Below are 23,229 nucleotides of genomic sequence, written 5' to 3'. Positions count from 1 at the left end.
GCGGGATTCGGGTACGGCGACTCAGTCTGCCGGGTGAGACTCCTGAAGCCTTCAGACCTCGAACCGGCGACCTGCTTCAGAATCATCTACATCAGAAGGATTTGGGCAATGGGACGGCGTGTTTTGATCACCGGCGGAGCCGGCTTCATCGGCAGCCACACCTGTCTTTTGCTGCTTGAGCAGGGCCATGAACTCGTGGTTCTCGACAACTTCGACAACAGCTCTCCGGAGGCCCTGAACCGGGTTCAAGAGCTGGCGGGATCCAACGCCATCAATGTTGTTGAAGGGGATGTGCGGGACCCCGATGCGGTCGAGCGTGCCTTCAACAGCGGTGAAACCATTGATGGCGTGATCCATTTCGCCGGGCTCAAAGCGGTGGGGGAATCTGTTGCTGACCCGTTGCGGTACTGGGACGTAAACCTGAACGGCAGCCGCGTGCTCACCGCTGCCATGGAGCATCACCACTGCCGAACGCTGGTCTTCAGCAGCACCTCCACGGTTTACGGCGAACCCGAAACCTTCCCGCTGCGAGAAGACACCCCCACCGCACCGATTCATCCCTACGCCCAGACAAAACTGGCGGTGGAACAAATGCTGCAGGCCCTGGTGCGCACTGGTGCCTGGCGGATCGCCGCCCTGCGTTATTTCAATCCCGTGGGAGCCCATCCAAGTGGTCGCATCGGGGAGGACCCTTTGGGCATTCCCAACAACCTGTTCCCGTTCATCACGCAGGTGGCTGCAGGCCGCCGGGATCAACTGCGGGTCTTCGGCCAGGACTACCCAACGCCTGACGGCACGGGCATCCGGGACTACCTGCATGTGATGGACCTGGCAGAAGCCCATGGGGTCACCCTGGACCACCTCCTCAACCAGCCGGCCCCCTGCCACTGCACACTCAATATCGGCACCGGACGTGGTCTCAGCGTGCTGGATGTTGTGCGTGGTTTCGAGCAAGCCACAGGGATCGAAATCCCCTTTGAGGTCGTTGAACGACGTCCAGGAGATGTGCCGCGGTTGGAGGCCTGCCCCAAGCAAGCGGAGGCAACGCTTGGCTGGAAGGCACAACGCTCACTGCTGAACATGTGCCGCGATGGCTGGGCCTGGCAACAGGCCAATCCTCTGGGGTACCGGACCGAGCCATGAAACCCAAGGAGCCGCTGCTGCTCGCCGGTGGCGGCCACAGCCATGCACTGCTGCTGAAGCGCTGGGCCATGCAGCCCCAGTTGCGGCCGGATCGCATGGTTGTGCTGATCAACCGATGTAGCACTGCCCTGTATTCCGGCATGGTGCCGAGCCTGATTGCTGGGCTGGTGCAGCACCACGACCTGGCCATCGATCTGAGACAACTCTGTGAACGGGCTGGCGTCGCCTTTATGGCCGCGGAGATTCAGGGCCTGGATCCAGGCCAGCAGCTGCTGCATTTGGAAGGTCGCCCTTCCCTCCAGTACGGCTGGCTCAGCCTCGATGTCGGAGCGGTCAGCCGCGCCAGCGCATCAGGCATCCCGATCAAGCCACTGGAGCCCGCCCTCGCTTTTCTCAAGCAGCAATCCCCCAACGACCCTGACCCTTTTCGGGTGATTGGGGCTGGTGCAGCGGGGGTGGAAGTGGTGCTCGCCCTAAGGCGGCGTTGGCCACAACGACCACTACAGCTGCAAATGCGACCTGGCCAGCTCTCAGACGCCTTGAAACGGGTCTTGCAAGAAGCCCGGGTCACGTTGATTCAGAACGAGGCGCCATGGGTGGGCCCAAGCCTTCTCTGCACGGGCAGCCATGGCCCAGCCTGGTTGGCCAACAGTGGCCTGCCCGTCAATGAACAAGGGCGGGTGCAAACGGACCCCTGTCTCAAGGTCAACGGGACATCGAACATCTTCGCCAGCGGGGACTGCGGCGTGATCAGCAATGCACCACGGGCAGCATCAGGGGTGTGGGCTGTGCGTGCAGCAACACCACTGGCGACCAATTTGGAAGCAGCCTGCCGAGGCAAACCCCTGGTCCCCTGGCGACCTCAACGGCGAGCACTGCAGCTGATCGGAACCCACCGGGACATGGCATGGGCGCAATGGGGGGGCTGGCGATTGGGACCGTCCCCGCTGATTTGGCGCCTCAAGCAACGCATCGATCACGCCTTCATGGCCGGCTTTCAGCAGCCGGCGTCGATGTCCGATGCGACTCCAATGGCCTGCCGGGGATGCGCTGCCAAGTTGCCGGCTCAACCCCTGAGCACAGCATTGGAGCGGGTGGGGCTGGGGGGACAAGCGGAAGACGCCTCCCGAGTCCCTGGCCATCAAGGGCTGTTGCAAAGCGTGGATGGCTTTCCGGCCCTGGTGAGTGACCCCTGGCTCAACGGACGTCTGACGGCCCTGCATGCCTGCTCAGATCTTTGGGCGTGCGGGGCGACAGTCTCCAGCGCCATGGCCACGATCACCCTGCCCGTGGTTCCGGCCGGCACACAGCAAGAGCTGCTGGTGCAGACCCTCGCCGGCATCCGCTCCGTGCTGGATGAACAGGGGGCCGAACTCATCGGTGGGCACACGATGGAGGCCCGCAGCACTGCCCCCACACCGGCAAGCCTCGGGGTGCAGATCGCCCTCACGGTGAACGGCAGCAACTCATCGTCCTGGCTCAAATCGGGCTTGCGGACCGGTGATGCACTGCTGATCAGTCGCCCACTAGGCACCGGGGTGCTGTTTGCAGGATCCATGACCGGCGCCACCTCTGCTCCTGATCTGGATACGGCGCTGCAAAGCATGGCCACCAGCCAACACACGCTTCTGAAGCAAGTGGAACCGATCCAAGAACACATTCACGCCTGCACCGACATCACGGGTTTTGGCCTGCTCGGACATCTGGGCGAGATGCTCCAGAACAACCCCGGCCTCAACATCGAACTCGACGGCTCTGCCATCCCGGCCTACTCCGGTGCGCGTGAGCTGTTCGAACGCGGCATCTCCAGCACCCTGGCCCCCTCCAACCGGGCTGCCTGGCGATGGTTGGAGGGCCCAGTTCAACTGCGACAGCAACCTTCTGCTGCTCTGCTGGAGTTGTTGGTGGACCCGCAGACCTGTGGCCCCCTGCTGCTGGGCTGCACCAGCGCAGCAGCCGCACATCTCACTCGGACGGGTCCATGGATTGAGATCGGCAACGCAACAGCCGTGCATGGGTGAGGTCGTTGGCCTGTGGTTCACAGCGGAAACCCGCCTGCTCAACCTGCGATTGCATTGATCTGAGTTTGCGCTTCATCGCCAGCGGCGGCCCACTGCTAGCCAGCCAGAGCTGCTTCGGCGGATCCGGCGCCTGAAGCCGTTGTTTCAGCGCTTCCTTTCCCCCCCAGGGTGATGAAGGCAAGGGAATCCGACCCATCGCCGCCTCCATTCGGTCGCTGAGGTTGAACAGACGCTCGCGGGGGCTGTAGCGCTCCTGAAGCCCGCTGGTGCGCTGGCTGACCAGACGGAACTGATCCTGTTCCCGCACCCCGCCGGCACCGGCATCAAGCTCCGCGAACCCTGGTCCCCACCAGCTGGCCAACACCAGCACCAGCACCAGCAGCCCACAGCCGCGGCCAAAGCGATTGAGCTCCAGAGCAGCGATCTGCACCGCCAGGACGGGCACCACAGCCGGCAGCAGAACCACGAAGTAGCGGCTGAACGCCATCGGCTTCACAAACGACACGGCAACAACCCCAAGAACCATCAGCAGGGACGGGATCAGACCACTTCGATCGAGCAGATTCCAAGTCGGCCACGGCACCCGACGCAGCCCTCCCCAGCGCCGCAGCACCACCAGCACCAGCAGGATCAGGGCCAATTTGGGCAACGGCCAGAGACCAAGGCCACGGGCCAAGGTTTCCTCAAACAGGGCGAAATCAGGCACGCCGATCCAACTGCCGGCCCGAGAGCTGAACAGATACTCCGCGGCATAGGCCATCCAGGCCAAGGCCGGGAGGGCTCCGATCAGCGCGGCAACAGCCAAGCTCCAGCGGCGTCGCCAGCCGTCCCAAGCCGCGGCCGCCAGCACCAGAAACAAACCATAGAAATGCGTCAATCCGGCCAGCCCGGCCACAGCGCCGTAGGCCATAGGACGCACCGAACGGCGCCACCACCAGGCCAGGGCCAGCAGCAGCACCAACAGGGCATAGCTCTTGCCCTCGATCGCAAAACGGATCGGAAAAGGACTGCAAAAAGCCAGCAGCGCTGCAACTGCCGCCACCCTGACCCGAGTGCCCGAATGGCCGAAGGCCATCGCCTGACGGACCATCACCAAGCCACCGGCGAGATACGCCAGCCAGGAGAGCAAGCGAAGACTCACCGGGCTCTGGCCGACCAGATGCCCCCAGAACCAGAGCAAGCCGTAGTAGGCCGGGGGATGGGTGTCCTCCCGCAGCATCGCCAGCAGGCTGCCGAAGCTGGGCTGAAAACTCTTGCCAACGCTGTACAGCTCATCGCTCCACAGCGCCGTGGCATCGATCAACAGCAAGGCCCGCACACCAAAGGCCAGGCAAAAACCCATCACCAGCACAAGCCAGCTGCGTTTCATCGGCTGCAGTCCTGCGCTGCGCTGCGCTGCCGGCGCAACTCCGCACCGATCGCCGGCCCAGGCTGCCAACCCGCAGCGATCAGGTCACGCGCCGTTTGTGGCGCCTGAATCCTGCGCCAGCGCCCCCACCAACGCAGCAGTGGTTTCCATTGCTGCGGACGGAGGGTCACCGCCAGGGCCACCACCTCCGGCGGCCAACCCTGTTGTTCGATGGCCGTTGACCAGATCGACGGGGCGGCCTTCAAAGGTGGGGGTGTGTCAACCAGCCAGTCGCGCAGTTCCCCGCACTGCTGCAGCCATTGCAGTTGCGTGCCGGGAATCTGCAGCCGTTGCGCCACCGCGACTGGGTCCGCTGCCCCTAAAAGAAGTGTGGGCATCAGAGGAAGGCCCAGACGTCGGGCCCAATGAAGCCGCTGCGTGCGGCTTGGATCGTTCTGAAGCTGCGGGTCCAACAGCGGCAGGGCCTGCCACTTCTCCAACAGATTCAGCGCCTGGGGCCAGGGTTCATGCTCCAGCAGCCGCTCCAACTCCATCCGCAGCCGGGTTGCGAGGGCCGGCGGTGCTGCCATGGCGGGATCTCCCTGACGCCAGGCCCAAGGCCAGTTCTCAATGGTGCAGCGGATCTGCTTGCTGCTCTCCTCCGCGAGGTGGAAGCCGAGCCGAGCGGCGTAGCGGGCAGCCCGGATCACCCGGGTGGGGTCGTCCTGAACGCTGCCGGCGTGCAGAAACCGCAACTCCCCAGATTCCAGATCCTTCAAACCATGGTGGAGATCGATCAGCTCACCAGCCACCAGATCAAAGGCCATGGCATTGACGGTGAAGTCACGGCGCGCAAGATCAGCCTCAAGGGTCCCGGCCTGAACCACGGGATTCTGCGCCGGGGCGGGGTAGTTCTCCTGTCGCGCCGTCGCCAGATCCAGGGGTAGTCCATCCAGCTGAAACGCCACCGTGCCGAAGGCTCCATGCTCCTGAACACCGGTGATGCGTTCGGAACCGACCTGACGTTTCAGGTCCTCCACAAGCGCAGCGGCATCTCCCTCCACCACCCAGTCCAGATCAGGAACACCCGACCAGGTACGGCCGTAGCGCTGATGCAGCAGCTGATCACGCACAACGCCGCCCACCAGGGCCAGACGTGAGATGCCGAGAGCTCGAGCCGCTCCCTGCAACGCCTCCAGAACAGAAGACGGCACACCTGGAAGATCCATTGCGGGGCTTGCAGGAGAATGCGTCGATCATCACGGATTCTGTCCTTGTCCGCTCTCACCCGCTGCCTTGAGGAGGAAGCCTCAGCGATCGCCTCTGCTGCTGAACGCTTGAGCAGCGAGCAGGTGGAAGCCGCCCTGGCCCTGCTGGAGCGCTGTGCAGATCGCAAGGCCAAACTCGTGATCACAGGTGTGGGCAAAAGCGGCATCGTGGCCCGCAAGATCGCAGCCACCTTCTCTTCCATCGGGCTGATGGCCCTGTTCCTCAATCCCACCGACGCACTCCACGGCGATCTGGGGGTGGTAGCCGCCGAGGACGTTTGTCTGCTGCTGTCCAACAGCGGGGAAACCAGCGAGCTGTTGGAGGTGCTGCCCCACTTGACCCGACGTGGAACCGGGCGGATTGCCATCGTTGGACGGGCTGACTCCTCCTTGGCCCGCGGCAGTGACGTGGTGCTGGAAGCCGGTGTTGACCGTGAGGTGTGTCCCCTGAACCTGGCTCCCACCGCCAGCACCGCGGTGGCCATGGCGATCGGGGACGCCCTGGCCGCGGTGTGGATGGAACGGCGCGGAATCTCACCGGCGGATTTCGCCCTGAATCACCCCGCCGGATCGCTGGGCAAGCAGCTGACCCTGACGGCCGCCGACCTGATGGTGCCCGCCAGCCAACTGCACCCCCTGCAGCCCAGCACCCCCTTGCCCGAGGTGATCGGCGGACTGACGCGCGATGGCATCGGCAGTGGATGGGTCGAAAACCCAGACAGCCCTGGAAGCCTGCTCGGGATCCTCACGGATGGCGATCTCCGCCGTGCCCTGCAGGATCACGGTGCTGAAACCTGGAGCCAACTGACGGCCAAGGATCTGATGACCGCCGATCCGATCACAGTGAACGCCGATGTTCTGGTGGTGAAAGCCCTGGCTCAGATGGAACACAACCGACGGAAACCGATCTCTGTACTGCCGGTGGTGAATCAGGAGCAACAACTGATGGGCCTGCTGCGCCTGCATGATCTTGTTCAGGCCGGACTTGCGTGAAGAGACTGCGCTGGTGGTTATTACGGCATCGCCTGAGATCGATTCAGCTGCTCGTGCTGGACGTGGATGGTGTGCTGACCGATGGGGGCCTCTGGTTTGATGCCGAAGGCCACTTGAGCAAGCGCTTCGATGTGCGCGATGGTCTCGGGATCCGCCTGCTGCAACAGGCGGGGCTTCAGATCGCGTTTCTCAGTGGTGGCCAGGGAGGCGCGACAGAGGTGCGGGCCAGGCAACTGGGGATCAGCCACTGCCTTGTAGGCATCAAGGACAAACCGGCTGCCCTCTCGGCCCTGCAACACCAACTGGGGGTGAGCGGCGCGCAAACGGCGTTTGTGGGCGATGACCTCAACGACCTAGCGGTTCGGCCGGTGGTTGGTCTGCTGTTCGCCCCAGCCGATGCCTGTCGCCCCGTCAGGCAAGGTGCCGATGCCGTACTCCGCCGGCGAGGTGGCCATGGAGCCGTCCGAGAGCTGGCGGAGCGCATCCTCCAAGGGCGTGGCCGCTGGAGCCACTTGCGCCGCGACGGCTGGAAAGACCGCAACGATTGAGTTCAGACCATCGCCCGGGCCTGCTCCAGCTGCTCAGCGGTATCCACCGAGAGCGATGTGCCCTGGACCCGGAAGGTGGCAATGGTGAGGCCCGCCTCAATCAGCCGCAGCTGCTCGAGCCGTTCCAAATCCTCGAGTGGAGAAGCGGGCAGCTGATCCCAGGCGGCCAACACATCTCCCCGGAAGCCATACATGCCCACATGGCCCCAATACGTGGTGTGCTGATGCCACTCGGCCTCAGCCACATCACGCACATGGGGAATGGCGGAGCGGGAGAAGTAGAGGGCGCGGCCGTCGTGGGCCAACAGGGTCTTGACGACATTGGGGTTGTGCACCGAGTCGGGCTTCAGCCCATACACAGGGGTCACCACGGCGGGCACTGGGTCCTGGCTTTGAAATTCCTCGGCCATGGCGTCGATCACAGCAGGATCGATGAACGGTTGATCGCCCTGAACGTTGATGACTGCGGTTTCTTCTACAACAGGCGACACTTCTCCCCAGGCCAAGGCCATAAGCGGGTGGGCCACGGATGCGATGCGCTCACTGCCGGAGTTGCAGGATTCTGCCGTCATCAACACCGGGAAGCCCCAGCCCTCGGCCAAGGCCTTCAACTCAGAACTATCGGTGCAAAGCACCACCGCTTCAACACGTTGGGCCTCACGGCAGCGTTCCAGCACACGCTGAATCATCGGCTTGCCACCGATGTCAGCCAGCACCTTGTTGGGCAGTCGAGACGACTGGAGCCTGGCCGGGACGGCCACCACACACTTGCGAATCGCCATCAATCCCAGAGCTTCATTGCATCGTCACGGGCGCTGAACCATTCAGCGGCCAAAGGGCCACCCATGGTGCGCTGTTCGCGGAACCAGGGACCGCCGAGCGTCCAGTGCAGCATCGGAGCAGCCTCCTCGGACTCCGGCGGAGCCTGCACATCCACCAGATGGTTCCATCCGCCCTGAATGGCACCGATCTCGTGATCACCCTCGAGCCAGTGGAAGCGGTGCAACTCCAGCCCAGTTGCCGTGTTCACGTAGTCGGGCGTGAGCTTGGTGCAGCGGCTGCAGTTGAGCAACATCAGGGAGCTCCAGTTCTTCTTCGGGTAAGCGCTCTGGACTTCACCGAGGAATTTCACGGTCTCTCCGGGCACGTGCTCGTGCTGCACGCACATGGCGCCATAGGCGTCATCACGCTGATCCCACAACGCCTTGATATCTGCACGACAGAGCATGTCGCAATCCATGAACAGAGCCCAGCCCTGGTAGCCCATCAGGTACGGCACCAGAAACCGGGTGAAGGAAAACGCCGTGCTCTGTTTAGGGTCTCGTTCGCGGCGAAACAATCCCTGAGCCTCCAGCTGAGGCGTCACCAGCGGCGTGATCGCCAGAGGAACACTGCTGTTCTGATAAAGGCTGTCGATCAGAACATTGGTCGCCGCCCGCTCTCTGGGGTCGTAGCCGATAAAAATTGGAATCGGCTGACTGGTGGTCGACACAGGCCGTCGATGGCTGGTGAGGAGATTAAGCGGTGGTCACGGGCTCGATCGGCGCCAGACGCGGATCAAGGATCTTGGGCCCCATACCGGCGAACTTGACCGCGATCGATACCTTCTCGCCGCTGCCGAAGGTGTGGGTGATTTCGCCAACCCCAAAACTGGCGTGGATCACCTGATCTCCAACTTGCCAGCTGCGTCCGGGAGCTGGGCCAGCCTGACGGCGACGCACAGCATTGGCAGGGGCCGATGACGGCTTGTCGCGGTCCACACGGGTGAGCCGGTCAAGGCGCCGCTCACGCCGTAGCGCTGCACCACCGGCCTGGGGGATATCTCCCTGAATCAGAGCTTCCGGCAGCTCGGACAAAAAGACCGATGGCACGGCCGCTTCGCGCATGCCGCCCCAGAGTCGACGCTCACAGGCATGGGATAGGAACAACCGTTCCTTGGCTCGGGTGATGCCCACGTAGCAAAGCCGACGCTCCTCTTCCAGGGAGGCCGGGTCGTCCAGGGAGCGGTAGCTGGGGAACAATCCCTGCTCCAGGCCCACCAGGCACACCACAGGAAATTCGAGGCCCTTGCTGCTGTGCAGCGTCATCAGGGTGACGCGATCGGCCGCCGTGTCCTTGTTGTCGGCATCGCTGGACAGGGCCGCCGTGGCCAGAAATCCCTCCAGATCGCCCTCGTCGTTTTCCTCCTGGTACTGCAGAGCCGCATTCACCAGTTCCTGCAGGTTGCGTCGGCGCTCCTCCGCCTCATCGGTGCCATCGGCAATCAATTCACTGACGTAGCCGCTCTTCTCCATCACCTGCTGAATCAGCTCGGATGGCGCCACGTCACGGCTGCGATCTTTCAAGTCGTTCACTAGGTCACAGAACTGCAGGAGACCCTTGGCCGAACGGCCGCCGAGAGAACGCACCGCTTCGGGATCACTCACCACATCCCAGAGCGGAATCCCCAGCTGATTGGCCGCATCGGTGAGGCGCTGAATCGTGGTCTTGCCAATGCCGCGCTTCGGCACATTGATCACCCGCAACAGACTGACCGTGTCGGCCGGGTTCACCAGCAGCCGCAAATAGGCCAGCAGATCCTTGATTTCGCGGCGGTCGTAGAAGCGCAACCCCCCCACCACGATGTAAGGGATACCCCAGCGCACCAGGGATTCCTCGATCGCGCGGGACTGGGCATTGGTGCGATACAGCACGGCCATATCACCCCAGCTCAGCTCGGGGTTGGCGGCTTCCATCGTGCGGAAGCGATGCACCACAGCTTCCGCCTCGGCAATCTCATCGTCACAGCGGGTGAGGGTGATCAGCTCTCCCTCTCCTCGCGTGGGACGGAGAACCTTGTCGATCCGCTCGCTGTTGTTGGCGATCAGAGAATTCGCCGCCTCAAGAATCGTGGCGGTGGAGCGATAGTTATCCTCCAACTTCACCATCGTTCGGGTGGAGTCATCCGGCGCCTGATCACCGAAGTCGTCCTGGAACCCCATCAGGATCGTGAAGTCAGCTGCACGGAAGCTGTAGATGCTTTGGTCGGCGTCACCGACCACAAAGACAGAACGGCCTGACCAGTCCTCAACATCCTGAGGATCCTTGCCATCGGTGACCAACAACTTGATCAGGTCGTACTGGGTTCGGTTGGTGTCCTGGTACTCGTCCACCAGGACATGACGAAAACGTCGGTGCCAGTAACTGCGCACCTGCTCGTTCTGCTGGAGCAACTGAACCGGCAGCAGCAACAGATCGTCGAAATCCAAGGCGTTGTTGGCCGCCAACGCTTTGCGATAACGCCGATAGACATCGGCCGTGAGCTTGCCCCGCTGGCCTTCCGCATTCGCTTCAAGCTGGTTCGGCAGCCATCCCTGGTTCTTGGCATTGCTGATGGCCCAGCGGGTCTTTTTGGGCTCGAACCGCTTGGGATCCAGCTGCAGCTCCTGAGTCACGATCTCCTTCACCAGGCTCTGGGCATCGGCCTCGTCGTAGATCGAAAACTGCTTGGTCCAGGTGAGTCCTTCCGCGTCCTTGAACTTGTCGATGTCGTAGCGGAGCATCCGCGCGAACAGGGCATGGAAGGTGCCGATCCACAGCTCCTTGGTTACCTCCCTGTAAATGCGTGAGCGCAGCTGACGCTGCTCCACTGGAGGCAGGGTGCTCCAGGGCTGGCCGTACTGGCTCTGGGCCAGACGTTGTGCCAGAAGAACCTCAAGCCGCTCCTTCATCTCGCGGGCGGCTTTGTTGGTGAAGGTCACCGCCAGGATCTGAGCGGGATCGGCACCGTGCTCACCGATCAGGTGAGCGATCCGATGGGTGAGGGCACGCGTTTTTCCACTGCCAGCTCCCGCCACTACCAGCAGGGGCCCCTCGTGATGGTCCACCGCCCGTCGCTGGGCGTCGTTAAGGCCGGCCAAAAAGCTCATGGTTGGAGATTAGTGGTGCTTAGATGCCTCCAACGCAGCCGCGCATGACTGGCGAAGTCTCGATGCCATCCCCTAAAGGGTCACAGCGCGCGCTTCTCGTTCCGGCTCCACCGAAATGTGCCAGTCAGACCCTCGCGGCCCTGCTGAGCAATCACCTTGATGCGCCGGTTGTGCGCCACAAAACCACCAAGGGATTCGGACACCTGCTCCTGAACGTTCCAGAGCTTGGGCGCCGCGAACGTTGGGTGCGCAGGATCCGGTTTCACCAACCGCACAAACGTCTCTTGGTTTACGGGCATTACCCGGCCTCCCACCACAACCTCAAGCAGCTCAAGCGGCGCTACAGCACAGCCGCGGTGGTGATGCCCGTGCGCCCCCTCGGCGCCTTGTTGTGCTCCCTGATTCACCACACCAGACGCAAGAGCTACGGCCCCCTCGACCTCCGCTGTCCAGGACTCACGGATGGCATCCCGAACCTCCATCAACGCTCAGAAAGCGATTTGTTCCACCTCCTGGGCATCCTCTATCTTCCCCAGATTCATCTGCTGATTCGCAGCTGGATCGAAGCAACAAAGACAAATAAGTTCCCTCTCTTTTTTGTGCCTTTCGAAAGCATCACTGGAGCCCAAAGCGACTTGCTCGCAAAGATCAACTCACTGTTGCCCGAGGACTACCAAAGCGCTGTAGATCCCAACGGGAAAAACAACGCAGTCAAGGTCAACATGTCAACAACTCGGAAAATAAAAATCGGCGACATCGGCTTCAACCAACGCGAATCCATCGAGGCGATCGCAACAAAGCTTTTCGGCTGCGACGACAGCCTGGGCGCCCTCCTGCCCTACCTGCTCTCCGACCTCCATTCTTCTGAAAGAGATTGCGTCACCCCTCTGGCCTGGAACTTCAACAGCCATTAGTAGAGTCAACACTCAGCAATCCGACATTTCTTGCCCTTCTCTCGCACCCAGAAACGTATCCGCAGAGAGTTGCGAGAGCAGCGAGCCCTCCTAAGCCTGGCCATCGAGCGCAAGACGTTAAAGATCAAACGCGACAATCTCGATCGCGTCGTGTTTTACCCAGAACACAACATTGCTTTCAATAGAATCGCTAAAAGCGGCAATTCGTCCGTCATTCTTTACCTGGATGAAGCCATCAGAGGCCCAAGCAGCCATCAAAACGACTACAAGCAAGCCAAACGGAGTGCCATGGGCACAGGCAAAAGCCTGGTTGAAATGTCCAGGACCAAACAAGACCGTGCAAGCCTGAAAAATGCCGCATTTTTTACGGTCGTTCGCAATCCCTGGACGCGGACACTATCCGCATTTCTCGACAAAATCGCTAACGGCCCTCAAGACAAATACGGATCCATTCCAGGATTTGGTGACAACAGCAAAGCCGGCTTCGAAGCCTTCATCACCTTCCTCGAAAGCGGCGGACTGCATGCCAACCACCACTGGAAACCACAGAACGATGCGTTACTCCTGCCCGCATCCCAGTTCAAAAGCATTTGCAGGCTTGAACATCTCTCAACTGAACTTCCCAATGCCCTGGCCGAATCAGGCTTAACGCTGCCCAATTCCGAGCAGCTGCAACAACCGCACCGCATTGAAAGCAACCAGCACAGCAAACTCACCCAGGCCTCCAGCAAGTTGTCGCGCTACTACAGCCCTACAACCATCCAGGCTGTGGCGAATCTCTATACCGCCGACTTCAAGCTTGGGAGCTACAACCTGGACCCCCGCAGCATCGGCTTGAGTCTGCAGAGCAGCTAAAGGAAGGCGGGTAGGCTCGCGCGATCCGGAAGAACGCTCAAGACCGTGGCGCAGCAGATCCAACTGGGCGAGATCACCTTCGCAAACGATCGCCCCTTCGCCCTTCTTGGTGGCGTCAACGTTCTCGAAGATCTGGATTTCGCCCTGCGCTGCTCAAAGCACTACAAGGATGTGTGCGAGCGACTGAACATCCCTCTCGTCTTTAAGGCCTCCTACGACAAGGCCAACCGCTCATCGATTCACTCCTTCCGCGGCCCCGGCCTGAAACATGGATTGGAGATCCTTCAGGCGGTCAAAGACACCCATGGCATCCCGGTGATCACGGATGTCCACAGCCCTGAGGAGGCAGCTGCCGCTGCCAAGGTGGCCGACATCATTCAGCTGCCTGCCTTCCTCGCCCGTCAGACCGATCTGGTTCGCGCCATGGCTGAAACAGGGGCTGTGATCAACATCAAGAAGCCGCAGTTCCTCAGCCCGGAGCAGATGCGCAACATCGTGGACAAATTCCGCGAATGCGGCAATGAACAGCTTTTGCTTTGCGAGCGAGGGACCAACTTTGGTTACGACAACCTCGTCGTCGACATGCTGGGCTTCGGCGTGATGAAACGCACCTGCGACGACCTGCCCTTGATCTTCGACGTAACCCATGCTCTGCAATGCAGAGATCCAGGTGGTGCTGCCTCAGGCGGACGCCGCACGCAAGTTGTTGACCTGGCCCGCTCAGGCATGGCGGTTGGTCTGGCTGGTTTGTTCTTGGAAGCCCACCCAGACCCAGTCAAAGCACGATGCGATGGCCCCAGCGCCCTACCACTCGATCAGCTGGAGCCATTTCTGACGCAGGTCAAAGCCATCGATGATCTGGTGAAAGGAATGCCAGACCTGCACATCAACTGATGCCTGTTGGCACGGGAGAACCTCTTGGCCTCTGACGCAACCTTTCTGCTCGGCGTTGGCGCCCAGAAAGCAGGAACCTCCTGGCTGCACGATCAACTGAACAGCAGGGAGGATGCTGATTTCGGTTTCCTGAAGGAATACCACGTTTTCGATGCTCTGGAGCTGGAGCACTTTTCCTCCTTCCGGCCCAAGAACCCCACACCATTGAAGTGGCGCACCTGGCGGAGGGCACGGTTTATGGAACAACCTGAGCGCTACTTCGACTACTTCGCATCACGGCTCAAGCCACCTCAGATCCGACTCACGGGGGACATCACTCCCTCTTACGCCGGGTTGAGCGCAGAGAGCTATCAGCGCATCCAGAAGGCCTTCGCGCAACGGGGCGTGCAAACGCGGGCGGTGTTCATCATGCGCGACCCAGTGGAACGGTTCTTGTCTCAGCAGCGCATGCAACTGCGCAAGCGGCGCTTGCTCACGCCCAAGCATGAAATCGAGCACCTGAACAAGGCCAGCCTCAAACTGCTCAAGCGTGACTCTCCTCGGAACGATTACCCCGCCACCCTCGATGCCCTGAAGGACGGGTTCGCTGCATCACATGTCTTCATCGGCTTGTACGAAACCCTGTTCACCGCAGACAACCACCGTGCGTTGTGCCGCTGTCTGAACATTGCGGAGCAGATCCCTGAACTGAGCCACCGGGTGAATGCCAGTCAGGCCACCACAGCTGTTCCAACGGAGGTGTTACGCCGTCTTGGCCAGCACTTCACCCCGTTGGTGACGGCGGTCCAGGAACGGTGTCCGGATCTCGGCGTTGAGCAGCACTGGGCCACCGCGATGACCTGGAGAGACGCCTAAGGCGACCCACCGCACAGCAGCCCGTCACAGCAAACCGTTGGAATACACAAGGCGGCGGTTCATGCGAGCCACGTTGGGCAAAAGCAAGCCGAGATGGGCAGCCGTGGGTGCCGGCGCTCCTAACCAAGCGCCGTCGTAGGCGATTGTTCGACTGCGCTCCGCATCAAAACGCACCCGATTGCCCGCAAGGATGTGGCTGCTGCTGTTCTGGCCGGGAGCCAGCATCGCCTCCTGAAAATCGATGGACAGCCAGGTGGAGAGCAACTCCAAACTGCGCTGGGGTTGAAGCGCAAATTCCTCATACCCCAGATGAAACACCGGGTAAGGAGACTGCCGGAAAGACCGTTCGAACTTGGCGTTGACACGCCACCAACGCGCCAGCTGACGCATGGCAGGCCAACGCAGATCGGACTTGCGGCCGGCCCTGGCGCGGGAATGCACCCAGGAACGCACATCGCGCACGAGATGGATGATCCGGATGTCAAACATCGCCTCGGGCAACCGCGTCAACTCCAGATCGTCCTGGTACGAATCCACATGCCAGACGGCCCCGCCGTCGTGGGGGGAACCCTTCAGCAGCCGCAGCACTTTCTCCTGCATCGGCATTTGGTCGTGCAGGCGAAGCCACTCAAGCTGAGGGCCCCAGATGGGGCACTCCGCCGCAACGACCCCACAGGTGCAACGTCGCTCAAACCGATGGGCACCACGAAGTTGGCTGGGCCCACGATGCTCATCCCCCGGCTTTGGCGTCGCCAGAATTCGTGCCGCTTCACCCAGGCCGATGATCTGTGGATGCGCCCCAAGGGCCAGATCCAGCATGGTTGTACCGCTGTGGCCGAGCCCCCGGATCAGCAGCAACTTCAGACGTTTGCTGCTCATGCTCTGTGCTCCACCAGATCGTTGAGCAGCATGGTGATCTGATCCACGTGGTGCTTCACGGTGAATCGTGCCTGGGTCCGACGTTGACCGGCAGCCCCCCAAGCAGCGGCAAGTCTCGGACGATCAGCCAGCAAGGCCATGGCCTCCGCCATCCCCCAACGGTCGCCTTCCTCCACCAGCCTTCCGGTCTGTTGATCCACAACCACATCTGGAATCCCGCCATGACGGGTCGCCACAACGGGCAGACCACAAAGCTGGGCTTCCATCACGGAGACAGGGCATCCCTCCTCATCACCATCTTCCGCTGTGCGGGAATGCTGCACAAACACCCGTGCACGCCTCATCTCCTGCACCACTGCATCCGGCGAAAGCACGCCTGGGAACTGAACAAGATGCTCAAGTCCCAGCTGGTGAGCCCTGTCCTGCACGACGGAAAGGAGAGGTCCATCACCCACCATCACCAGGCTGCAGGCATCAGCATGGTCCGTCAGGCCTTGCAGGAGAGCAAAAGCCTCCAGGGTGTCCAGCGGGCCTTTTTTGGCCACAAAGCGTCCCACCGCCAGAAACCGCGGAGGCATGGATGCGGGAGTGGCTCCCTGAAACCGCTGCTCATCGGCACCGGATGGACTGATCACGAGCTGTGCCGGCTGGGCGCCGAGGGAGATCAATCGGCTCCGCATCGTTTGGTTCTTGACGATCACAGCCGAGGTGAGCTGAAACAAACGGCGGTAGCGCGGCTCGAGGCGCTTCAGGTAGCGCTCCGCTGAGGCATCAGCGCCGCGAAAGTGAACCGCCAAGGGAACTCCCAGACGAGCCAGCTCCATCACCCTGACGGCATGGAAACCGAACTCCACCATCACCACATCCGGCCGGTGGCGTTTCACCAAAAGCATGGCCACGATTGAAGTGGGAAGTGTGGCCAGCCGAAGCCAGCCCAAGCGGGTGCAGACTTTGCTGGTCAGCACCGCCAGGCCATAGAGCGCTTTGAGGGGCTCGCGCCAAGGCATCTCATCCCCGAAACAGGCCTCCACCGCAAAGGGCAAGCGGGCCAGATTGGCGCGCACAAAGGTTTCCGTCCGCGCCCGCCGGGTCGGGGCCAATACCAGGACACGAGCGGTCATGACAACGCCAGGATCGACCGCCAGAGCGGTTCCAACTGGGGCCAATCCAACGCAACAATCCGTGCCTTGGCCGCTGCCCCCATCCGCCGGCAACGGTCTGGATCCGAAACCAGCGCCTGCATGGCTTCCGCTAGAGAGGCAGGATCATCGCTTGGAACGACCAATCCACTGATCCCGGGCTCAACCACCTCCAGAGGGCCAGGGGATGCGTCCGTCACGATCACAGCCAGACCGGCAGCCATGGCCTCCAGCAGAGCATTGGGCATGCCTTCAAAACGGGAGGGGAGCACAAACACGGCAGCTTCCGCCAGGAACTGATCTGGATCTGAGCGAAAGCCCAGGAAGCGCAGCCGACTGGAGACCCCCAGATCCTTGGCCTGTTGCTGCAACGCCTCACGCTCGGGCCCATCACCCACCAGGTTGACGGGCCATGCAGCTGCGGATCCGCTCAGCTTCGGCAGAGCAGCGACCAAGACATCCAGGCCTTTCTGGGGCACCAACCTGGCAACACTGATGAAGCCAGAGGCCCGCGATTGATCTCCGCGAGCCGCAGCCTTGGAGGCGCCAGGCAACGGATTGGGCAGAAGGGCCAACCGCTCCCAAGCCCCCATGGAGTCCAAAGCCGAGAGAACGCCGGCTGTGTTGGCGGTCACCACATCGGCCCGGCGATAGGCAAGCGGCCGCAGGCGCTGCCACACCTCCGGCAGGAGCTGAAGCGAGGGGTCGTTGCGCTCCGACACAACAAGGTGAATCGGCAAGTCCCAAGCGGCACAACAACAGGTGATGTTGGTGCGGGTCAGCAGAGCCAAAACCCGATGGGGCCGCTGACGACGGAACTCCCGGCGTAACTGGCGCAAACGCAAGCCAGCCGTCGCCTCAGTACCGACATGAAAGAGCCTCATGGCGAGCCCCAGCCCCTGGGGACGGACGCAGGTTTGAAACCAACCCTCGAACCAGCGCAACTGCAGCTGGAAGAACAGGCGGATGAGCTTGTCAAGCTGCGCCAGGGCGAAACGACCAGCGCGGGCCCACCAGGAGCGATGGGTCGGCGCCCCCAGTTCGAGCCAAGGAATCCCGTCGGGAAGGGTATGGGCCACAGGATGCCCCGGGATCAGCGTCACCAGCTTCACCTTCAAGCCCTGCGCCGCAAAATGACGGGCGGCAATCAAGGCCACTTTCTGAGCGCCCCCCGCTCCGAGATGTGGCAACACCAGCCAGAGATCATCACGGCCTGCAGCCGACACTGATTCAGTCATCACCAACCAGCTGCAACACGCCGTGCATGAAACACCGGCGCAGGCGTCCCTCTGAAAAGCGTTGCCGCACCTCCAGAGCCGCATCCCCTAAGCGCCGGCGTTGGCCTGAGTCCTCCAGCAGCTCCGACACCAGCTCAGCCCAGGTCTCCGGGGTGGCATCGTTCGCCAACAAACGACCATCAACACCATCGCGGATCAACTCGGCTGGACCCTGGGGGCAGTTGGAAGAGACGCAACAACAGCCGCTGGCCATGGCTTCGAGCAGCACGTTGGGAAAACCCTCGTAGCGAGAGGAGAGCAGGAACAGATCGGCCCGCTCGTACCAATCCTGCACATTGCCCACCCGCCCGGGGAAGTGCAAGCGGTGGGATGCCTGCGGCAGCAATCGGCGCAACTGAGCCTGTTGGTCAACACCGTGATATTGCCCCTGATCGAGGCCAAGGATCACCAGATGCACGGCGGGATACCGCTGCGCCAACAGGCCAAACATGGCAACCAAACGGTCAAAGCCCTTCTGATGGGATTTGGTTCCCACAGCCAGGAGCACCTGCTGGTCAGCTCCGACATTCCGGCGGAGCAACCAAGCGATGGGGTCGGGATCGGGCGCAAACCGGGGCAAAGGCCAGGCCACGGGGTTGGGCAGACAAAGTTGGGGACGCGCCTTCAAATGCTGGGCCAGCCAGCGACCCGTGGCTTCGGTTTGCACAAGATGCAGCTGGGCCCATGGGTAAGTGAGCCGCCGCAGCACCCGCCACGGCCAGCTCGGCCGCTTCAAAGGAGGGAAGTTCCGTTCCGAGACGATGCATGGACAGGCCATGCCCCGCACCGCCAGCAGCAGCTTGATCGCCGGCAGGGTGGTCATGCCGAGAACCAGATCAGGTTGATGGCGCCGCAACCATGCGCGCAACCGCAGCACGCGAAGGGGAAAACCCAGCGGCCCGAAGCGTCTTAACCAGATCGGATCTCCGGGTTCGAGAGCCCGTTGAACACCTGCCGGGACGGGATAAAAATCGCGGGACGCACCATGGCGGGTGAGCACCGTGGCCTGCCAGCCGGCTTCCACAAGCCAACGTGAAAGCAGAAGGGTGACGCGCTCGGCTCCACCGGTTTTGAGGGAATCGATGTAAAGCACGACCCTTCGGGTCATGGCGTACTCGACGTTGCAGGGTGAGGCTTAAGAAAGCCCTCGAAACAAGGCAACACTCCCGGCAACCGCTCGGCCCGCCAAGACTCGTTAACGATCTTGGCGCGGAACAGCAACAGCATCAAATCTTCAGTGGCCCTGCGCCTTGCGGCCTCGTCGGCGAGAGCGGGGTCCATCAGTGCGACACGCTCCATCACCTGAACGGCGAAGCCACGGTGGTCTTCCTGCACCTCGCGATCATCATGCTCCGGTCGATGGGCATGATCATGAACGGCTTGCAACGCCTGCCTCGCCTGCCAGTAGAGCGCGACATCTGCTGAAGCCCAGGCCTCAACAGCATTGATCGCCAGCACGCGCATCAGATTCCGTGTGAGCCGGAAGGAGGTATCGGTTTCGATCGTGGTGAGATCGAGGCGTGCACAGAACTGCAGCGCACGCCGCCCAAGGCGAGCGGCACCAGAGCGATCCGCCAGGGTGAGATGAAGCCGCAGCGAGGTGGCGTAACAGGAGATCAGCAACTTGGCGCGGTTGAAGCGATTCCCCTGGCGACACAACGGTGTGTTGGGATCGTTTTCCAGACCTGTTGCCACTTCGTCCAACGCTGCGAGCGAAGCACACATCAGCTCGGGGTTCTTGGCTTCAGCAGCGCGGTAAGCACAAACGACCCTGCAGTAGGCGCGGTAGCTGAGGGGCAGGCGGGTGCTGGAACCCAGGGTCTCAAACAAAGCGATCTGCTCCTCCAGCACCTTGGGCCTGGCGCCACGGCGGAACAACAGGTGTTGAAGGTGATCGGTGCGGCCGAGCTCCAACCAGGAGCGCTCCATCAGCGCCAAGGCCTCGGCATACAGCCCTTTCTGGATGAGGCGGGGAATCTGTGCATCAAGCACCTGCGGCTCAATCGGATGGTGCCCATCAATCCAGCCCAACAGCTGACGTCCGACTTCACTGCGCCCACACCGGTTGCGCAACCGCACCGAGCGAAACAGGGCCGGCATCAACAGCCGCTGCAATGGCCAGGTTCGGGTTTGGGCCCGCAGCATCGACCGGCCACTTGAAGCCGCATCCAACAATCCCTCCCGCTGCAGGTCAGCAAGCATCTTGCGGGTGCGGCTTTCATAGGTGTGTTCAGCGGCCAGCGCCAAGCGCTGCTGCAGAGGTGGGCCATCACCGGCCAATGCCATCGCGATGGCGGCTTCGAATGCCTCCGCATCCGGAGGGCAAAGCAACGCTCCAGAGACGTAGGGGCGCAACGCCGGAATTCGGGTGGCCACCACGGGTCGCCCGGCTGCCAGGTATTCGAAGAATTTCATCGGAAACATGTGCTGCGTGTAGGTGTTCTCCTGCAGTGGCAGCAGAGCCACATCGGCGTAAGCGAGCCATGCCGGCAAATCGGCATAGGGTTGCAAACCCATGAGGTGCACATTGGGCAAAGCCTTAAGGGCAGTAATGCGTGTGTCCGGATCGGCCTCTCCAACAGGGCCCAGCAAAACGAACGACCACTCCGAACGTTGATGGGCCAAGGCCGTCAGCATGGGTAAATCAAGCTTGTAGGCATCGATAGCTCCGACAAACATCAGGCGAGGCTTGGGGATGCCAGCCAGATGCTTCGGGGCGTGGGGCGCATCCAGGGCGGCGGCGAAATGGCTCTGATCGGCAACGTTGCCGTAGTGGTATGTGCAGGCATTCAGTTGCATCAACGACGCCTGAAGATCAGGAGACGTGGTGAACACCACATTCACCGTGCGACACAGCTGGCGCTCACTGTCAGCAATCAAGGTCGCGGGCATGCCTGGCTGGGCATGAATGCGATCAACGCAGTGGTAAACGGCAGCGGAGAACATCGACGACGTCGAAGCTGCAGCACGTCGTTTGAGGTTGAGATAACGACCGGTCAGCGGGTTGTAAGTCCACAACAGTGGCGAGCGAAAACGCAGACGCCGGAGCACCCAGGCCAGAGCGGCGCTGAACAGCACCCGGTTGATCCGCATCAACACCCCGCGTGTCCCACCGGGAATCACCATCGGTGACCAGATCCACAAGCCCGGCTCGACCTGGCGGGGCGGGCTGAACATCCGCCTCAGTCGCTTGGCGATCCGCTGCCGGTCCTGACGATCAGCACGCGGGGGACGCAACCCAAGAGACTCGATGTACAGCACGCGGTGGCCAGCCCGATGCAGGGAAAGCGCGGTGTGCTGCTTGTTCGTCCACAGGCGGTGGTCCCAATCCGCCGTTGCCAAGACAACGAAATCAGCCATCGGTGGTCAGGTTGATTCCAATCGATTCATTTCACGGAAACTGTCTGAAATTTTGACCAAATCTTCGAAACTGCCGGACGCCTTGATGCGGCCATCACTCACTTCAAACACCTGATCACATTTACGAACCGTCGACAAGCGATGGGCAATCACAATCGTGGTGCAACGGCGACCAATGATGTCGAGGGCCTGCATCACTTCATGCTCCGTTTTGTTGTCTAACGCGCTTGTCGCCTCATCCAAAATCAAGACGCTTGCCTTTCGATAAAAAGCACGAGCCAAGGAGAGTCTTTGACGCTGTCCTCCGGACAACTTCACACCATTTTCACCAATCATCGTGTAAAGCCCATAAGGCATCTGGCTCACAACGTCATCAAATTGAGCTGCAGCCAGCGCATTCCAAACCTCATCATCGTCAATGGCGTCACCGGACTGACCGAAGGCGATATTTTCGCGAACACTGGTATCCAACAAACGGATGTCCTGCGGGACCAATGCACAATTGGCCTGCCAGGCAGGCATCTCCTCCGCAGTCAGAGGAATCCCATCGAGACAAAGCTCACCAGAACTTGGGGTGTAGAGGCCAAGAATGATGTGGGCTAAAGTTGTTTTGCCACTGCCCGTGCGGCCCACCAGCGCAATACGCGAACCAACAGGAATGGAAAGATTGATCCCCTCAAGCACAGGCTGATCACGGCCGGCGTAGGTGAAACCGACGTTGTCAAGCTGAATCAGACGACGGGGGGACACACCACTGGGGGAGGGGACACCCGGGCTTTGCAAGGTGAGACGTTCCGGCTTCAGTTGAAGCAGATCGAGAGCATCCTTGATCTCCGGCAAGCCACCACGCAACTTATTCACGCTGCGGAACATAGACTGAAGCGGACCAGAAATCCGGAGCAGCGTTACAAGAATCACTGAAATGAGAGGCAAGCTCTCGCGAACACTTTCCATGTCCCCAGCCATCAGCGAAGGCCCTACACCAATGGCGAAGAGAACGGTGACAGCAACTGGTTCGATCACATAACGCGGAACATCAGGAAGCAGTCGGGTCAGACGGTCATACCGCTTTGCGATCACCCCATCGCGGGAAAAACGAGACGTGAAATATTGATCTGCTGAATAAAGCTGGACATCCCGCATCGAGCGAAGGGATTCCATGAGGATCATGTTAATTCGCCTGGTGTAGCGAACCCGCTGCTTGGTTCCCAAACGCAAATAAGGCGTGATCAAACGTGACGACACCACATAGGCCATCAACATCAAGGCAAACATCAACAAGGCTTTCCAGCCAAGAATAATGTTGACGCCCACAAGCAAAACAACAACAGACAACAAGTTGCCAGCAATAGTGATCAGAGGACTGATTACTGCTGTGGAGATACGATTCAAAACTCGGTTGAAACTTTCCGAGAGATTTGCTGTTCGATTTTCTGTAAAAAAGGCATAGCGCTGCCGCATCAAATTGGCATACACCCTGTTCACCAAATCGTTCCAAATTTCCGCGCTGAGCATGCTCTGCATCAGCGAAACACCAAAACGAATGATGGAGGTGAACCAAAATGCGGCGATCAGCAGACCAATCAGCCAACCCGCCTGATCCAGCAACGACCCACCAAACACGCGAATCCCTGGGATCTGATCCTGCAGCTTCACGCCCGCAAGCAAACCAACCATGCGAGCCATCAGGCCCACCAACAACATGTCGAGCAAGCCTTGAAGGAAGGAGGCCACAAGAACCACCCCCATCAGCCGCAGACGCCGCCGTGGCAAATGATTCAACAGAACCGCAAGATCACTGAGGGTTCTGCTCTGCATCAACATCTC

19 protein-coding genes are annotated in these 23,229 nt (G+C 61.1%); 8 read left to right on the top strand and 11 right to left on the bottom strand.

The features are described 5' to 3' along the window. The first annotated feature begins 108 nt into the window (after positions 1 to 108). Positions 109 to 1,143, top strand: a complete 1,035-nt coding sequence (gene galE / locus DXY35_RS05880; RefSeq protein ID WP_115081509.1) for a UDP-glucose 4-epimerase GalE — start codon at positions 109 to 111, stop codon at positions 1,141 to 1,143. Then, on the top strand, positions 1,140 to 3,164 hold the full coding sequence (selD, locus tag DXY35_RS05875; RefSeq protein WP_115081508.1) for a selenide, water dikinase SelD: 2,025 nt from the start codon (positions 1,140 to 1,142) through the stop codon (positions 3,162 to 3,164). Before galE ends, selD begins: the two co-directional genes overlap by 4 nt. Here the strand turns inward: selD and DXY35_RS05870 are convergent. Together DXY35_RS05870 and DXY35_RS05865 are read right to left on the bottom strand one after the other, a co-directional pair. Then, on the bottom strand, positions 3,109 to 4,533 hold the full coding sequence (locus DXY35_RS05870; protein WP_115081507.1) for a hypothetical protein: 1,425 nt from the start codon (positions 4,531 to 4,533) through the stop codon (positions 3,109 to 3,111). The genes selD and DXY35_RS05870 overlap by 56 nt on opposite strands. After that, entirely contained in the window at positions 4,530 to 5,741 is a 1,212-nt protein-coding gene (locus tag DXY35_RS05865; protein WP_115081506.1) for a CCA tRNA nucleotidyltransferase, read from the bottom strand. Before DXY35_RS05865 ends, DXY35_RS05870 begins: the two co-directional genes overlap by 4 nt. Before the next feature lie 18 nt (positions 5,742 to 5,759). Between DXY35_RS05865 and DXY35_RS05860 the strand changes: the two genes are divergently transcribed. Continuing rightward, the gene (locus DXY35_RS05860; protein WP_170950524.1) at positions 5,760 to 6,773 is read left to right on the top strand and encodes an SIS domain-containing protein; all 1,014 of its coding nucleotides are present in this window, start codon (positions 5,760 to 5,762) and stop codon (positions 6,771 to 6,773) included. Beyond that, a complete protein-coding gene (locus DXY35_RS05855) occupies positions 6,770 to 7,321 on the top strand; it encodes an HAD family hydrolase (protein WP_115081504.1) in 552 nt (183 codons plus the stop codon). Before DXY35_RS05860 ends, DXY35_RS05855 begins: the two co-directional genes overlap by 4 nt. A gap of 2 nt (positions 7,322 to 7,323) precedes the next feature. Here DXY35_RS05855 and kdsB read toward each other — a convergent pair whose 3' ends face one another. Genes kdsB through DXY35_RS05840 form a run of 3 tightly spaced genes read right to left on the bottom strand, consistent with a single transcriptional unit; the run spans position 7,324 to position 11,229 of the window. Continuing rightward, on the bottom strand, positions 7,324 to 8,103 hold the full coding sequence (kdsB, locus tag DXY35_RS05850; protein WP_115081503.1) for a 3-deoxy-manno-octulosonate cytidylyltransferase: 780 nt from the start codon (positions 8,101 to 8,103) through the stop codon (positions 7,324 to 7,326). After that, positions 8,103 to 8,813: a hypothetical protein gene (locus DXY35_RS05845; RefSeq protein WP_115081502.1), complete on the bottom strand. Its 711-nt coding sequence runs from the start codon at positions 8,811 to 8,813 to the stop codon at positions 8,103 to 8,105. The genes kdsB and DXY35_RS05845 overlap by 1 nt, the downstream gene beginning before the upstream one ends. A gap of 25 nt (positions 8,814 to 8,838) precedes the next feature. Then, a complete protein-coding gene (locus DXY35_RS05840; RefSeq protein WP_115081501.1) occupies positions 8,839 to 11,229 on the bottom strand; it encodes a UvrD-helicase domain-containing protein in 2,391 nt (796 codons plus the stop codon). Positions 11,230 to 11,252: 23 nt separating this feature from the next. Between DXY35_RS05840 and DXY35_RS13020 the strand changes: the two genes are divergently transcribed. The 4 genes from DXY35_RS13020 to DXY35_RS05820 are packed head-to-tail and all read left to right on the top strand — an operon-like array spanning position 11,253 to position 14,747. Continuing rightward, positions 11,253 to 12,143 (top strand): hypothetical protein, encoded by an 891-nt coding sequence (locus DXY35_RS13020; protein ID WP_206749207.1) that lies wholly within the window; start codon positions 11,253 to 11,255, stop codon positions 12,141 to 12,143. Positions 12,144 to 12,173: 30 nt separating this feature from the next. Continuing rightward, positions 12,174 to 12,998, top strand: coding sequence for a sulfotransferase family protein (locus tag DXY35_RS05830; RefSeq protein ID WP_170950523.1), 825 nt, complete (start codon positions 12,174 to 12,176; stop codon positions 12,996 to 12,998). Positions 12,999 to 13,043: 45 nt separating this feature from the next. Continuing rightward, the gene (kdsA, locus tag DXY35_RS05825) at positions 13,044 to 13,892 is read left to right on the top strand and encodes a 3-deoxy-8-phosphooctulonate synthase (protein WP_115081498.1); all 849 of its coding nucleotides are present in this window, start codon (positions 13,044 to 13,046) and stop codon (positions 13,890 to 13,892) included. A gap of 6 nt (positions 13,893 to 13,898) precedes the next feature. Then, complete coding sequence (locus DXY35_RS05820) at positions 13,899 to 14,747, top strand: sulfotransferase family protein (RefSeq protein WP_244272937.1); 849 nt, start codon at positions 13,899 to 13,901, stop codon at positions 14,745 to 14,747. A gap of 24 nt (positions 14,748 to 14,771) precedes the next feature. Here DXY35_RS05820 and DXY35_RS05815 read toward each other — a convergent pair whose 3' ends face one another. The 6 genes from DXY35_RS05815 to DXY35_RS05790 are packed head-to-tail and all read right to left on the bottom strand — an operon-like array spanning position 14,772 to position 23,226. After that, complete coding sequence (locus DXY35_RS05815; RefSeq protein ID WP_011363208.1) at positions 14,772 to 15,626, bottom strand: sulfotransferase; 855 nt, start codon at positions 15,624 to 15,626, stop codon at positions 14,772 to 14,774. After that, a complete protein-coding gene (locus DXY35_RS05810; protein ID WP_115081497.1) occupies positions 15,623 to 16,747 on the bottom strand; it encodes a glycosyltransferase in 1,125 nt (374 codons plus the stop codon). The genes DXY35_RS05815 and DXY35_RS05810 overlap by 4 nt, the downstream gene beginning before the upstream one ends. After that, positions 16,744 to 18,003 carry a glycosyltransferase gene (locus DXY35_RS05805; RefSeq protein ID WP_115081496.1) on the bottom strand — a complete coding sequence of 420 codons (1,260 nt, stop codon included), beginning with the start codon at positions 18,001 to 18,003 and terminating at the stop codon, positions 16,744 to 16,746. Before DXY35_RS05805 ends, DXY35_RS05810 begins: the two co-directional genes overlap by 4 nt. Further along, a complete protein-coding gene (locus tag DXY35_RS05800; protein WP_115081495.1) occupies positions 17,996 to 19,150 on the bottom strand; it encodes a glycosyltransferase in 1,155 nt (384 codons plus the stop codon). Before DXY35_RS05800 ends, DXY35_RS05805 begins: the two co-directional genes overlap by 8 nt. Further along, complete coding sequence (locus DXY35_RS05795) at positions 19,147 to 21,402, bottom strand: glycosyltransferase (RefSeq protein WP_115081494.1); 2,256 nt, start codon at positions 21,400 to 21,402, stop codon at positions 19,147 to 19,149. The genes DXY35_RS05800 and DXY35_RS05795 overlap by 4 nt, the downstream gene beginning before the upstream one ends. Before the next feature lie 6 nt (positions 21,403 to 21,408). Beyond that, positions 21,409 to 23,226 carry an ABC transporter ATP-binding protein gene (locus DXY35_RS05790; protein WP_115081493.1) on the bottom strand — a complete coding sequence of 606 codons (1,818 nt, stop codon included), beginning with the start codon at positions 23,224 to 23,226 and terminating at the stop codon, positions 21,409 to 21,411. Positions 23,227 to 23,229: the final 3 nt, after the last annotated feature.

Source organism: Synechococcus sp. N32, assembly GCF_900473895.1.
Taxonomy (GTDB): domain Bacteria; phylum Cyanobacteriota; class Cyanobacteriia; order PCC-6307; family Cyanobiaceae; genus Parasynechococcus.
This window is presented reverse-complemented; position numbering and strand designations above follow the sequence as displayed.

Excerpts from the sequence above, each read along its gene's own strand:
- DXY35_RS05790 (WP_115081493.1), bottom strand. The coding sequence starts at position 23,226 with ATGTTGATGCAGAGCAGAACCCTCAGTGATCTTGCGGTTCTGTTGAAT.
- DXY35_RS05795 (WP_115081494.1), bottom strand. The coding sequence starts at position 21,402 with ATGGCTGATTTCGTTGTCTTGGCAACGGCGGATTGGGACCACCGCCTG.
- DXY35_RS05840 (WP_115081501.1), bottom strand. The coding sequence starts at position 11,229 with ATGAGCTTTTTGGCCGGCCTTAACGACGCCCAGCGACGGGCGGTGGAC.
- galE (WP_115081509.1), top strand. The coding sequence starts at position 109 with ATGGGACGGCGTGTTTTGATCACCGGCGGAGCCGGCTTCATCGGCAGC.
- DXY35_RS13020 (WP_206749207.1), top strand. The coding sequence starts at position 11,253 with ATGCCTCCAACGCAGCCGCGCATGACTGGCGAAGTCTCGATGCCATCC.
- DXY35_RS05865 (WP_115081506.1), bottom strand. The coding sequence starts at position 5,741 with ATGGATCTTCCAGGTGTGCCGTCTTCTGTTCTGGAGGCGTTGCAGGGA.
- selD (WP_115081508.1), top strand. The coding sequence starts at position 1,140 with ATGAAACCCAAGGAGCCGCTGCTGCTCGCCGGTGGCGGCCACAGCCAT.
- DXY35_RS05810 (WP_115081497.1), bottom strand. The coding sequence starts at position 16,747 with ATGACCGCTCGTGTCCTGGTATTGGCCCCGACCCGGCGGGCGCGGACG.
- kdsB (WP_115081503.1), bottom strand. The coding sequence starts at position 8,103 with ATGGCGATTCGCAAGTGTGTGGTGGCCGTCCCGGCCAGGCTCCAGTCG.
- DXY35_RS05805 (WP_115081496.1), bottom strand. The coding sequence starts at position 18,003 with ATGACTGAATCAGTGTCGGCTGCAGGCCGTGATGATCTCTGGCTGGTG.
- DXY35_RS05815 (WP_011363208.1), bottom strand. The coding sequence starts at position 15,626 with ATGAGCAGCAAACGTCTGAAGTTGCTGCTGATCCGGGGGCTCGGCCAC.
- DXY35_RS05800 (WP_115081495.1), bottom strand. The coding sequence starts at position 19,150 with ATGACCCGAAGGGTCGTGCTTTACATCGATTCCCTCAAAACCGGTGGA.
- DXY35_RS05860 (WP_170950524.1), top strand. The coding sequence starts at position 5,760 with ATGCGTCGATCATCACGGATTCTGTCCTTGTCCGCTCTCACCCGCTGC.
- DXY35_RS05870 (WP_115081507.1), bottom strand. The coding sequence starts at position 4,533 with ATGAAACGCAGCTGGCTTGTGCTGGTGATGGGTTTTTGCCTGGCCTTT.